The sequence below is a fragment of the Allobosea sp. genome (genome assembly GCF_017308015.1).
Taxonomy (GTDB): domain Bacteria; phylum Pseudomonadota; class Alphaproteobacteria; order Rhizobiales; family Beijerinckiaceae; genus Allobosea.
This window is the reverse complement of record NZ_JAFKFW010000049.1, coordinates 1-12,468: the sequence shown is the minus strand read 5'-3', so window position 1 is coordinate 12,468 and position 12,468 is coordinate 1. Positions and strand designations below refer to the sequence as shown.

At 64.6% G+C, this 12,468-nt stretch carries 11 protein-coding genes and 1 tRNA gene; all 12 read right to left on the bottom strand.

Annotated features, from left to right (window positions below; all coding sequences use genetic code 11):
* On the bottom strand, positions 1–1,973 hold a 1,973-nt coding region (rpoC, locus tag J0I42_RS23645; RefSeq protein ID WP_291658598.1), incomplete at its 3' end, for a DNA-directed RNA polymerase subunit beta'.
* A 109-nt stretch (positions 1,974–2,082) separates the two neighbouring features.
* Positions 2,083–6,204, bottom strand: a complete 4,122-nt coding sequence (gene rpoB / locus J0I42_RS23640) for a DNA-directed RNA polymerase subunit beta (protein ID WP_291658596.1) — start codon at positions 6,202–6,204, stop codon at positions 2,083–2,085.
* Between the two features lie 254 nt (positions 6,205–6,458).
* Complete coding sequence (rplL, locus tag J0I42_RS23635) at positions 6,459–6,839, bottom strand: 50S ribosomal protein L7/L12 (RefSeq protein ID WP_291658594.1); 381 nt, start codon at positions 6,837–6,839, stop codon at positions 6,459–6,461.
* A gap of 50 nt (positions 6,840–6,889) precedes the next feature.
* Positions 6,890–7,405 (bottom strand): 50S ribosomal protein L10, encoded by a 516-nt coding sequence (rplJ, locus tag J0I42_RS23630; RefSeq protein ID WP_291658592.1) that lies wholly within the window; start codon positions 7,403–7,405, stop codon positions 6,890–6,892.
* A gap of 513 nt (positions 7,406–7,918) precedes the next feature.
* On the bottom strand, positions 7,919–8,617 hold the full coding sequence (gene rplA / locus J0I42_RS23625; protein ID WP_291658590.1) for a 50S ribosomal protein L1: 699 nt from the start codon (positions 8,615–8,617) through the stop codon (positions 7,919–7,921).
* 13 nt (positions 8,618–8,630) lie between these two features.
* The gene (gene rplK, locus J0I42_RS23620; protein WP_291658588.1) at positions 8,631–9,062 is read right to left on the bottom strand and encodes a 50S ribosomal protein L11; all 432 of its coding nucleotides are present in this window, start codon (positions 9,060–9,062) and stop codon (positions 8,631–8,633) included.
* A gap of 337 nt (positions 9,063–9,399) precedes the next feature.
* Complete coding sequence (gene nusG / locus J0I42_RS23615) at positions 9,400–9,933, bottom strand: transcription termination/antitermination protein NusG (RefSeq protein ID WP_291658586.1); 534 nt, start codon at positions 9,931–9,933, stop codon at positions 9,400–9,402.
* Positions 9,934–9,947: 14 nt separating this feature from the next.
* Positions 9,948–10,142, bottom strand: coding sequence for a preprotein translocase subunit SecE (gene secE / locus J0I42_RS23610; RefSeq protein WP_047577925.1), 195 nt, complete (start codon positions 10,140–10,142; stop codon positions 9,948–9,950).
* A 162-nt stretch (positions 10,143–10,304) separates the two neighbouring features.
* Positions 10,305–11,036, bottom strand: coding sequence for a class I SAM-dependent methyltransferase (locus J0I42_RS23605; protein ID WP_291658584.1), 732 nt, complete (start codon positions 11,034–11,036; stop codon positions 10,305–10,307).
* Between the two features lie 55 nt (positions 11,037–11,091).
* A tRNA-Trp gene (locus tag J0I42_RS23600) sits at positions 11,092–11,167 on the bottom strand.
* A 61-nt stretch (positions 11,168–11,228) separates the two neighbouring features.
* Positions 11,229–12,128: a dihydrodipicolinate synthase family protein gene (locus tag J0I42_RS23595; RefSeq protein WP_291658582.1), complete on the bottom strand. Its 900-nt coding sequence runs from the start codon at positions 12,126–12,128 to the stop codon at positions 11,229–11,231.
* A 189-nt stretch (positions 12,129–12,317) separates the two neighbouring features.
* The coding region (locus J0I42_RS23590; protein ID WP_465247716.1) for an EF-Tu C-terminal domain-related protein at positions 12,318–12,468 on the bottom strand (151 nt) is incomplete at its 5' end.

Genomic DNA, 12,468 nt, shown 5'->3' with positions numbered 1-12,468 from the left:
CGGGTCGTGTCGACGATCTGCCACTTGTTCTCCGGCACGACCATGTCGTCCTTGCCGAAGGAGATGCCGGCCTTGAACGCGTGGCGGAAGCCCAGCGCCATGACGCGGTCGCAGAAGATCACCGATTCCTTCTGACCGCAGCCGCGATACACGGCGTCGATCATTCCGGAAATCTCCTTCTTGGTCATCAGCTTGTTGACGACGTCGAAGGACACGGCCGGATGCTCAGGCAGCGCGGTCGAGAGGATCACGCGGCCCGGCGTGGTCTCGTAGATCTTGGTGTACGGCTTGCCGTCCTTGCCGACGCCGGTCCAGCGATACTTGATCTTCGAGTGCAGTGTGACGACCTTCTCGTGCAGCGCGTGCTCGAGCTCGCCGAAATCGCCGAAGACCTTGCCCTGGCCCGGCTCGCCGTCCGAGACGATCGAGAGGTAGTAGAGGCCGAGCACGATGTCCTGCGAGGGCACGATGATCGGCATGCCGTTCGCCGGGTGCAGGATGTTGTTGGTCGACATCATCAGCACGCGCGCCTCAAGCTGCGCCTCGAGCGACAGCGGGACGTGCACGGCCATCTGGTCGCCGTCGAAGTCCGCGTTGAAGGCGGCGCAGACCAGCGGGTGGAGCTGGATCGCCTTGCCCTCGATCAGCACGGGCTCGAACGCCTGGATGCCGAGGCGGTGCAGCGTGGGCGCGCGGTTCAGCATCACCGGGTGCTCGCGGATGACCTCGTCCAGGATATCCCAGACCTCCGGCTTCTCCTTCTCGACGAGCTTCTTGGCCTGCTTGACCGTGGTCGAGTAGCCCTTGGCGTCGAGGCGCGCATAGATGAACGGCTTGAACAGCTCGAGCGCCATCTTCTTCGGCAGGCCGCACTGGTGCAGCTTCATCTCCGGGCCGACGACGATGACCGAGCGGCCCGAGTAGTCGACACGCTTGCCGAGCAGGTTCTGGCGGAAGCGGCCCTGCTTGCCCTTCAGCATGTCGGCGAGCGACTTCAGCGGGCGCTTGTTGGCACCCGTGATGACGCGGCCGCGGCGGCCGTTGTCGAACAGGGCGTCGACGGACTCCTGCAGCATCCGCTTCTCGTTGCGGATGATGATGTCCGGCGCGCGCAGCTCGATCAGGCGCTTCAGGCGGTTGTTGCGGTTGATGACGCGGCGATAGAGATCGTTCAGGTCCGAGGTCGCGAAGCGGCCGCCATCGAGCGGAACGAGCGGGCGCAGATCCGGCGGGATGACCGGGATCTGGGTCATCACCATCCATTCCGGCTTGTTGCCCGATTCCTGGAAGGCCTCGATGATCTTGAGGCGCTTCATCAGCTTCTTGGGCTTCAGCTCCGACGTCGTCGTCGCGATCTCATGCTTGAGATCGGCGTTGATCTGGTCGAGGTCGAGCGCGCGCAGCATCTCGCGGATGGCTTCCGCGCCGATCATGGCGGTGAAGGTGTCCGCGCCGTACTCTTCCTGAGCCCGGACGTACTCTTCCTCGGACAGCAGCTGACGGTCCTTGAGCGGGGTGAGGCCCGGCTCGATGACGACGTAGCTTTCGAAATAGAGGATGCGCTCCAGGTCCTTGAGCGGCATATCCATCAGGAGGCCGATGCGCGAGGGCAGCGACTTCAGGAACCAGATATGCGCGACGGGCGCAGCGAGCTCGATATGGCCCATGCGCTCGCGCCGGACGCGGGCGAGCGTGACTTCCACGCCGCACTTCTCGCAGATGACGCCCTTGAACTTCATGCGCTTGTACTTGCCGCACAGGCACTCGTAGTCCTTGATCGGCCCGAAGATGCGCGCGCAGAACAGGCCGTCGCGCTCCGGCTTGAACGTACGGTAGTTGATGGTCTCCGGCTTTTTGATCTCGCCATAGGACCAGGACAGGATCTTCTCCGGGCTCGCGATCGAAATCTTGATCGCGTCGAAGGCCTGCTGGACCGGCTGCTGGCCGAAAAGGTTCATGACCTCTTGCTTCATCGCCTGTCTCCTCTAGCCGGCGGGGACGAAGGCCACCCTGCCCGGCTTCTGAAATCCGTGGCCGGCGGCATCAGCGCCGCCGGCATGTATCCAAGGCTTGGTTAACGACTCACTCGGCCGCTTCGGCCGGCGGCAACTCGCCCGGCTTCGCCTTGTTGTTGATGAGCTCGACATTGAGGCCGAGCGAGCGCATTTCCTTGACGAGAACGTTGAAGCTCTCCGGGATGCCCGCTTCGAAATTGTCCTCGCCGCGCACGATCGACTCGTAGACCTTGGTGCGGCCCGCGACGTCGTCCGACTTCACCGTCAGCATTTCCTGCAGGGTGTAGGCGGCGCCGTAGGCTTCGAGCGCCCAGACCTCCATTTCGCCGAAGCGCTGGCCACCGAACTGCGCCTTTCCACCCAGCGGCTGCTGGGTGACGAGCGAGTACGGGCCGATCGAACGCGCGTGGATCTTGTCGTCGACCAGATGGTGCAGCTTGAGCATGTAGATGTAGCCCATCGTCACCTTGCGGTCGAAAGGCTCACCCGTGCGCCCGTCATAGAGGGTCGACTGACCCGACGAATGCAGCCCGGCCTGCTCCAGCAGCCGCTCGATATCGGCCTCCTTGGCACCGTTGAACACCGGCGTCGCCACCGGCACGCCGCGGCGCAGGTTCTGGCCCATCTCGACGAGTTCCTTCTCGTCCATCGAGGCGATGATCTCGTTATCCTCGTAGACGGCATCGAAGGAGGCCTTCAGCGCCTTGAAGTCGCTCGACTTCTTGTAGGCGTCGAGCGCCGCGCTGATCTGCTTGCCGAGGCCGGCGGCAGCCCAGCCCAGATGGGTTTCCAGGATCTGCCCGACGTTCATGCGCGAGGGCACGCCGAGCGGGTTCAGCACGATGTCGGCATGGGTGCCGTCCTCGAGGAACGGCATGTCCTCGACCGGCACGATGCGCGAGACCACGCCCTTGTTGCCGTGACGGCCGGCCATCTTGTCGCCGGGCTGGATCTTGCGCTTCACCGCGACGAAGACCTTGACCATCTTCATCACGCCCGGAGGCAGCTCGTCGCCGCGCTGCAGCTTCTCGACCTTGTCGAGGAAGCGCTGCTCGAGGCGCTTCTTCGACTCGTCGTACTGCTTCCGCATCGCCTCGATCTCGGTCATCAGCGAGTCTTCGGCGGTGGCGAACAGCCACCACTGCGAACGCGGGAACTCGCTCATCACCTCGCGGGTGATGACCGTGTCCTTCTTGAAGCCCTTCGGGCCGGCGAGGCCGGTCTTGCCGGTCAGGATCTCGGCCAGACGCGCGAAGGTGTTGCGGTCAAGGATCGCCTGCTCGTCGTCGCGGTCCTTGGCGAGACGCTCGATCTCCTCGCGCTCGATCGCCTGGGCGCGCTCGTCCTTGTCGACGCCGTGGCGGTTGAACACGCGGACCTCGACGATCGTGCCCTGCACGCCGGGCGGAACCCGCAGCGAGGTGTCACGGACGTCCGAAGCCTTCTCGCCGAAGATGGCGCGCAAGAGCTTCTCTTCCGGGGTCATCGGGCTTTCGCCCTTCGGCGTGATCTTGCCGCAGAGGATGTCGCCAGCCGCCACTTCCGCACCGATATAGACGATGCCGGCTTCGTCGAGGTTCTTCAGCGCTTCTTCCGAGACGTTCGGAATGTCGCGCGTGATTTCCTCCGGACCGAGCTTGGTGTCGCGGGCCATGACCTCGAACTCCTCGATATGGATCGAGGTGAAGACGTCCTGGGCCACGATGTTCTCGGAGAGAAGGATCGAGTCCTCGAAGTTGTAGCCGTTCCACGGCATGAACGCGACGAGCACGTTGCGGCCGAGCGCGAGCTCGCCGAACTCCGTCGACGGGCCGTCGGCGACGATGTCGCCCTTCTTGACGATATCGCCGACGCGGACCAGCGGGCGCTGCGTGATGCAGGTCGACTGGTTGGAGCGCTGGAACTTCTGCAGGCGGTAGATGTCGACGCCCGGCTTCGTCGGATCCATCTCGTCCGATGCGCGGATGACGATACGGGTCGCGTCGACCTGGTCGACGATGCCGCCGCGGCGGGCCGCGATCGCCGCGCCCGAGTCGCGGGCGACGACCGCTTCCATGCCGGTGCCGACGAACGGCGCATCGGCGCGAACCAGCGGCACCGCCTGGCGCTGCATGTTCGAGCCCATCAGCGCACGGTTCGCGTCGTCGTTCTCGAGGAACGGGATCAGCGCCGCGGCGACCGAGACGAGCTGCTTCGGCGACACGTCCTGGAAGTCGACCTTGTCGACGGGGGTGACGACGACTTCACCGGCGCGGCGGCAGACGACGAGATCGTCCGTCAGGCGCCCCTCGGCGTCGACGGCGGCATTCGCCTGCGCGACGTTGTACTTCGCCTCTTCCATCGCCGAGAGATAGATCACCTCGTCCGTGACCTTGCCGTCGCGGATGCGACGATACGGGCTCTCGATGAAGCCGTACTTGTTCACCCGCGCGAAGGTGGCGAGCGAGTTGATCAGGCCGATATTCGGGCCTTCCGGCGTCTCGATCGGGCAGATACGGCCGTAATGGGTCGGGTGCACGTCGCGCACCTCGAAGCCGGCGCGCTCGCGGGTCAGACCGCCCGGGCCAAGCGCCGAAAGACGGCGCTTGTGAGTGACTTCCGAGAGCGGGTTCGTCTGGTCCATGAACTGCGAGAGCTGCGACGAGCCGAAGAACTCACGCACGGCGGCGGCCGCCGGCTTCGCGTTGATCAGGTCCTGCGGCATGACCGTGTCGATATCGACCGAGGACATGCGCTCCTTGATGGCGCGCTCCATGCGGAGCAGACCCAGGCGGTACTGATTCTCCATGAGCTCGCCGACCGAGCGCACGCGGCGGTTGCCGAGATGGTCGATATCGTCGATCTCGCCCTTGCCGTCGCGCAGGTCGACCAGCGCCTTGACGACAGCGAAGATGTCTTCCTTGCGCAGGATGCGCACGGTGTCCTCGGCGTCGAGGTCGAGGCGCATGTTCATCTTGACGCGGCCGACGGCCGACAGGTCGTAGCGCTCGGCATCGAAGAACAGCGACTGGAACATGTTCTCAGCCGTCTCGAGGGTCGGCGGCTCGCCCGGACGCATCACGCGATAGATGTCGAACAGGGCTTCCTCGCGACGCGAGTTCTTGTCGACGTTGAGCGTGTTGCGGATATAGGGGCCGACCGTGATGTGGTCGATGTCCAGCACCGGGATCTCGTCGAAACCTTCCTCGACGAGCTGCGTCAGCAGCTTCTCGGTGATCTCCTCGCCGGCTTCGGCATAGACCTCGCCGGTGGCCGGGTTGACCAGGTCCTCGGCGATGTACTGGGTGTACAGGTCCTCATCCTGCGCGCGCAGGAACTTCAGGCCCTTCTCGGCGAGCTGACGGGCGGTGCGGGCGACGAGCTTCTTGCCGGCCTCGACCACGACCTCGCCGGTATCGGCGTCGATCAGGTCCTCGGAAGCCTTGAAGCCCTTCATGCGCTCCGCGTCGTAGGGAACGCGCCAGCCCTTGGCGTCCTTGGTGTAGGTGATGTGGTCGTAGAAGCGGTTGAGGATCTCCTCGCCGTCCATGCCGAGCGCGAACAGCAGCGAGGTGACAGGAATCTTACGCTTCCGGTCGATACGGGCATAGACGATGTCCTTGGCGTCGAACTCGATGTCGAGCCAGGAACCGCGATACGGGATGATGCGTGCGGCGAAGAGCAGCTTGCCCGAAGAATGGGTCTTGCCCTTGTCGTGGTCGAAGAACACGCCCGGCGAACGATGCATTTGCGAGACGATGACGCGCTCGGTGCCGTTGACGATGAAGGTGCCGTTGTCGGTCATGAGCGGCATGTCGCCCATGTAGACATCCTGCTCCTTGATGTCCTTGACGGACTTGGCCTGGGTATCCGGATCGATATCGAACACGATCAGGCGCAGGGTCACCTTGAGCGGCGCCGAGAAGGTCATGCCGCGCTGGCGGCACTCGTCGACGTCGTATTTCGGCGGCTCGAAGGTGTACTTCACGAACTCCAGCAGCGAGGCGCCGGAGAAATCGCCGATCGGGAAGACCGACTTGAAGACGGACTGAAGACCTTCGTCGGAACGGCCGCCCTTGGGCTCGTCGACCATCAGGAACTGGTCGTAGGACGCCTTCTGAACCTCGATGAGGTTCGGCATCTCAGCCACTTCCTTGAGTTTGCCGAAGAACTTGCGGACGCGCCTGCGACCCTGGAGCGAATTGACCATGTTGTTCCTCGCAATCTCTTCGGACGGCTCACCCGGTGGTCCGAGCAAGGGCGGCGCCAGGCCACCGGGTGAGCCGCTCGGCGCCGCATCGCGCCGACCTGCATTTCCATCAAGGTCACGCCGCAGGGTTGCAGCAAACCTCAAAAACAACTCCCGCGCACCAACGCGGAAACGACGCAACAGCCCCGGAGGCGTGAGCCGCCCCGGGACTGTCGATAGTGACTACGGTCGGACCGGCATCAGCCGGCCCAAGCTCACTTGAGCTCGACCTTGGCGCCGACGGCCTCGAGCTGCTTCTTGAGCTTCTCGGCCTCGTCCTTGGCAACCGACTCCTTGACCGGCTTCGGAGCGCCTTCGACCAGATCCTTGGCTTCCTTGAGGCCCAGGCCGGTGATGGCGCGGACTTCCTTGATCACCTCGATCTTCTTGTCGCCGGCCGAAGCCAGGACAACGGTGAACTCGGACTGCTCTTCAGCAGCGGCGGCAGCGCCACCGCCGGCAGCCGGGCCAGCCGCGACGGCGACGGCGGCGGCGGCAGAAACGCCCCACTTCTCTTCGAGCATCTTGGCGAGGTCAGCAGCCTCGAGAACGGTGAGCGACGACAGTTCGTCGACGAGCTTGGCGAGATCGGCCATGGTTTAACTTCCTGTCTTAAGAGGTTCGAACGATAAGGGTTTGCTGGCTATCAAGCCGCATTCTTGTCGGCATAAGCCTGAACCACGCGAGCCAGCTTGCCGGCGGGCGCGTTCGTGAGCTGCGCGAGCTTCGTAGCCGGGGCCTGGATAAGGCCGATGAGCTTGGCGCGCATTTCGTCGAGCGAGGGCATCGTGGCCAGGGCCTTGACACCATCGGGGTTCAGGGCGGTCGTGCCCATCGCGCCGCCCAGGATGACGAGCTTGTCGTTCTCCTTGGCGAAAGCGGTGGCGACCTTCGGCGCCGCGACCGGATCGTTGGAATAAGCGATCAGGGTGGGACCCGTCAGCAGGTTGCTGATGGACGCGACGTCGGTGCCTTCAAGAGCGATCTTGGCCAAGCGGTTCTTTGCGACCTTAACAGTGGCGCCATTCGCCTTCATCTCGCGACGAAGCTTCTGGAACTGGGCCACGGTCAAGCCCGCATAGTGGGCCACGACGACGACCGACGTGTTTGCGAACACATCGTTCAGCGACGCGACGGCATCTTTCTTTGCCGCTTTATCCACTGGGCTCTCTCCGGTAGGCGACAAGCTTTCGAAGGCTCGTCGCCGGTTGCAAATGCCGCTTCCCGAAACCCCGGTTGACACCGGCGCCTCGCAAAGCGACGCTTGGTGCCCTGTCCCCGCTCCCGACCCCTGAGGGTCACGATCGGGCGAGATGGTTCGAACCGTCTTGTCCGGATCTCGCGATCCGGGACTAAGCTCTTGCACCGTCTATGCAGGCCTCTTGGCGAAATTATGCTCCCGGACGAACCGGGAAGGCACCTGCAGTCTCAGACAGGACTGGATGATTCTGCGCCTCGGAAATCGCTTTCCGCCGCTCAAATCACCCATTCTTCGGCGGAAACCGCCGAAAAACGCGAAACAGACCCCTTCGTGCCAGGCACGCCGGAGCCCCTTCACTCATGGAAACAGGCGTGCGTATACCGCCTTCGCCTGCTTCTGCCAAGTAGGCTCTTGACTTCACGAAATCAAGAGCAGGAGGGCGGCGGTCGGACCAGCCGCCCTGCCCCAGGCTGATCAGCCGGCGATCACGGTGTTCGGCTCGACCTTGACGCCCGGGCCCATGGTCGACGACAGGGCGACGCGCTGGATATAGGTGCCCTTGGCGCCGGCGGGCTTCGCCTTGGCGACGGAATCGACGAACGCCTTGATGTTCTCCGAGAGCTTCTCGGCCGAGAACGAGGCCTTGCCGACCGCGGCGTGGACGATACCGGCCTTCTCGACACGGAACTCGACCGAACCACCCTTCGAGGCAGCGACGGCGGCGGTCACGTCCATGGTGACGGTGCCGACGCGCGGGTTCGGCATCAGGCCGCGCGGGCCGAGCACCTTACCGAGGCGGCCGACGAGACCCATCATGTCCGGGGTCGCGATGCAGCGATCGAAGTTGATCTCGCCCTTCTGGACGGTCTCGACCAGCTCCTCGGCGCCGACGATGTCGGCACCCGCGGCCTTGGCCTCGTCGGCCTTGGCGCCGCGGGCGAAGACGGCGACGCGCAGCGTGCGGCCCGAGCCGTTGGGCAGGCTGCAGACGCCGCGAACCATCTGGTCGGCGTGACGGGGATCGACGCCGAGATTCATCGCGATCTCGACGGTCTCGTCGAACTTGGCGTTGGCGCGCTCCTTGATGAACGTGACAGCCTGGTCGAGCGAGTACAGCTTGGTGCGGTCAATGCCTTCACGGCCCTTGACGACGCGCTTTCCGACATGTGCCATTGGTCAGCCTCCCTCAGCCCACGACTTCCAGGCCCATGGACCTGGCCGAGCCACGGATCATGGCCGAAGCCGATTCGACGGTGTCGCAGTTGAGATCGGCCATCTTCTTCTCGGCGATCTCGGAGATCTGCGCAGCGGTAATCTTGCCGACATTGGCACCCTTGCCCGGGGTCTTCGACCCCGAGGTCAGGCCAGCGGCCTTCTTCAGCCAGTACGAGACCGGCGGCTGCTTCATCTCGAAGGTGAAGGAGCGGTCCGCATACGCGGTGATGATCACCGGGATGGGCATGCCCTTTTCCATCTGCTGGGTCTTCGCATTGAAGGCCTTGCAGAATTCCATGATGTTGAGGCCGCGCTGACCCAGCGCCGGACCGATCGGCGGCGACGGATTGGCCGCGCCCGCCGGAACCTGAAGCTTCACGTAGCCCGTGATCTTCTTCGCCATGATGGCTGCTCCTGCCGCCCGCTCCGTTGCCTGTCCGGAACGACGACGACCCCGCCTGCCGATGCTCTTCATCGGGGCCGGGGTGGTTGCAGTGCGTGGTGCGGCGCCTGTGATCCGGCTGGCGACCGGCACGCCTCCCACGCGGTTGAGGCGCGCCCTATGACATAAGGAGGCGCCGAAGGGAAGGAAAATTCCTCCCCTGTGAAGCTTCTTCGAGAATCCGCCGGCACGAGCCGAATGGCGTGGCGGCCGAGAACCGGAGCGGACGCTTGTCCGCGAGCCCCGGAAGCGCAGGCGGCCGCGTCAGACGGCCGCGCCAGTCAAATTCGCGAAAGCCTCAGAGCTTCTCGACCTGGCCGTATTCGAGCTCGACCGGCGTGGCGCGGCCGAAGATCGAGACCGCGACCTTGAGGCGGGCGCGGGCGTGGTCGACATCCTCGACGACGCCGTTGAACGAGGCGAAGGGCCCGTCCGCGACCTTGACCTGCTCGCCGACCTCGAAAACAACCGTCGGCTTCGGCCGCTCGATACCCTCGGCGACCTGGCCCTTGATCCGCATCGCCTCATGCTCGGGAATCGGCATGGGCCTGGCCTTGTCGGCCCCCAGGAAGCCGGTGACCTTCGGCGTGTTCTTGATGAGGTGATAGACCTCGTCGGTCATCTCGCACTTCACCAGGACATAGCCCGGGAAGAACTTGCGCTCGGTGTCGACCTTGCGGCCGCGGCGGACCTCGACGACCTTCTCGGTCGGCACCAGCACCTCGTCGAACTTGTCGGCGAGGTTGCGCTGCGCGGCCTGGTCACGGATCGACTGGGCGACCTTGTTCTCGAAGTTCGAATAGGCGTGGACGATATACCAGCGGGTGCTCACGTGCGTAATTCCGTTCAACGGGCGCCGAGGACGAGGCCGAGCACCCAGCGGATGACGGTGTCGGTGAAGAGGAAGAACAGGCTGGAGAGAACCACCATGGCGAGCACGAGGCCCGTGGTGATCAGCGTCTCGCGGCGCGAAGGCCAGGTGACCTTGGACGCCTCGGAGCGCACCTCCTGCAGGAACTGGAAGGGATTGGATTTCGCCATGAACCACCTCGGGTTCCGACTCGGCTGACAACCCTGCCGCCCACCGAATCGGCCGTCCTGAAACATTCGCGGCGCGGAACCCGGGGAGGGTTGCGCGCCGTCATCGCAAGCCTCTTACATCGCTTGGGGCTTTTAGCCAAGACCCTTTCGGGTCTCCGGAACTCAGGCCCGGCCGGCGGCGACCAGCAGGAAGAAGGGCCGCTCACGCTCCTTCGCCCAGCCCGGTTTGTTCGCGACCTGCTCCGGACTCGGCGCCCATTCGACCAGCCTGTCCAGCCGGAAGCCGGAGCCGAGCAGCAGGTCGAGATAGCCCGCGATGGTACGATGGCGCTTGACCACGCCCTCTGTCAGCCAGTTGCTGACCCGCCTGCCCTCGTCATGATAGCCGTTGACCGGCCAGGTCGCGCGCCCATCGGCGTCCGTGAGCCATTCCTGCCGCGCCGGAGCCGTCATGATCGGATGCTCGACCGAGCAGATCAGCGCACCGCCCGGCTTCAGCGCCGCATGCACCCGCCCGAACAGCCCGGCGAGATCCTCGACATAGTGGAAGGCAAGCGAGCTATAGGCCAGATCGAAGCCCCCCGCCGACGGCGCATAGGTTTCCAGATCGGCGCGTTCGTAGCTGACGCAGGAATCGGGTGTCTCGTGCCGCGCCCGCTCCAGCATCTTCTCGGAGACGTCGACGCCGAGCACGCTCGCAGCACCCTCGCCCGCCGCGAAGCGGCAGAACCAGCCGAAGCCGCAGCCGAGATCGAGCACGCTGCTGCCGGCAAGCTCCGGCAGCATGCCGCGCAGCACCGGCCATTCCGGCGCGCCGTCCAGACCATGGACCGAACGCGGCAACTGGCTGTAACCCGCGAAGAAGGTCTCGTCGTCGTAGATATTCTGGGTCATGGATGCCTCGCCAACCTGCTTGGGCATCCGGGCTTGACGTCGCCAGCGGAACGACTGGCAGGGGCAGCAGGGCTCGAACCCGCGACCTGCGGTTTTGGAGACCGCCGCTCTACCAACTGAGCTATACCCCTGCAGGTGGGCGTCATGTGCCCCAAGGCGCGATGCATTTCAAGTCGAAATCGCGCACCATCCTCATTTGCTGTAGGGGCCGAGCTCGCGCGCATAGCGCTCGACCAGCTTCAGCCCGAATTCGGTGGGTCTGAGCGCCGGGCCGCGATCATGGATCGGGATGCCTGCACGTGCTCCGAAAATGCGCTTGCCGTAGCAAAGCAGCGTCTCGATCGACTGCATGATGAAGGTGATCGCCGGCAGCACCTCGCGATAGGCGGCGTCCGCGCCCGCCTCGTCGCCTGTCTTGTAGCGGTTGTAGGCGCGCAGCGCGTAATCGATCGTGTCCGGCGCCAGGATCATGCCGGCACAACCGGCCCGGAAATTGTCGATGAGCTCCAGCCCCCCGCGGCCATTGAGAATCGGCAAGCGGCCTTCGGTGACGGCGATCAGGCGCTCGATCTCGACGACCGTGCCCTCGCCCTTGATCAGGCTGATATTCGGATAGCGCTGCGTCAGCTCGCGGATATCCTCGGCCGAGAGGCCGCGGCCCATATAGGCCGGCGCATTCTGGATCGCGACCGGAAGCGTCGTCGTCTCGGCGATGCGCCCGAAGAAACTGATATATTCGGCCGCCCCGAAGCTGCCGACCATAGGCGGCTGAAGAATCACCCAGTCGGCGCCGTTTTTCTCCGCGACCTTCACCAGTGCGGCCTGTTCAGCGACGGAGGAGCCGAAGATCGTGAAGGCGAGCGGCTTCTTGCCCGCCACGTCCTCGGCCATCCATTCCATCACGGTGCAGCGCTCGGTGAAGCTGAGCTTGGAGACCTCGGTGGCGAGTCCGAGCGCGGCCATGCCCTGCACGTCGAGATCGAGGCTGATCTGCGTCTGCTTGCGCATCGCCTCCCGGTCGAGCCGCTCATGAGCGTCGAACAGCGCGAAGACGATCGAATGGATACCCGGAAATGGCGGCTTGAACGACATGGGGAGGCTCCTCCGCGACGGCAGCGGTTGATCCGCTCGCTCGAAACGAGAGAGAGCATGGAATGCCGGTCCGGAGCAGCCCGCGCGGCTGGAGCCGCCCCTGCATCCAAGGCATGGGCGTGAAGCCTCGCTCCAAAGAAAAAGGGCGGTGTCGCCACCGCCCTTTCCCGGATCATGCTGCGTGTTCGATCACGCGATGATGCTGGCGACGACGCCGGCGCCGACGGTGCGGCCGCCTTCGCGGATGGCGAAGCGCAGCTTCTCTTCCATCGCGATCGGGGCGATCAGCGTCACCTCCATCGAGATGTTGTCGCCCGGCATCACCATCTCCGTGCCCTCG

What these genes read in the sequence shown, in the direction of transcription:
- rpoB (WP_291658596.1), bottom strand. Translation starts at nt 6,204, where the DNA reads ATGGTCAATTCGCTCCAGGGTCGCAGGCGCGTCCGCAAGTTCTTCGGC.
- rplA (WP_291658590.1), bottom strand. Translation starts at nt 8,617, where the DNA reads ATGGCACATGTCGGAAAGCGCGTCGTCAAGGGCCGTGAAGGCATTGAC.
- rplK (WP_291658588.1), bottom strand. Translation starts at nt 9,062, where the DNA reads ATGGCGAAGAAGATCACGGGCTACGTGAAGCTTCAGGTTCCGGCGGGC.
- J0I42_RS23605 (WP_291658584.1), bottom strand. Translation starts at nt 11,036, where the DNA reads ATGACCCAGAATATCTACGACGACGAGACCTTCTTCGCGGGTTACAGC.
- rplL (WP_291658594.1), bottom strand. Translation starts at nt 6,839, where the DNA reads ATGGCCGATCTCGCCAAGCTCGTCGACGAACTGTCGTCGCTCACCGTT.
- J0I42_RS23595 (WP_291658582.1), bottom strand. Translation starts at nt 12,128, where the DNA reads ATGTCGTTCAAGCCGCCATTTCCGGGTATCCATTCGATCGTCTTCGCG.
- secE (WP_047577925.1), bottom strand. Translation starts at nt 10,142, where the DNA reads ATGGCGAAATCCAATCCCTTCCAGTTCCTGCAGGAGGTGCGCTCCGAG.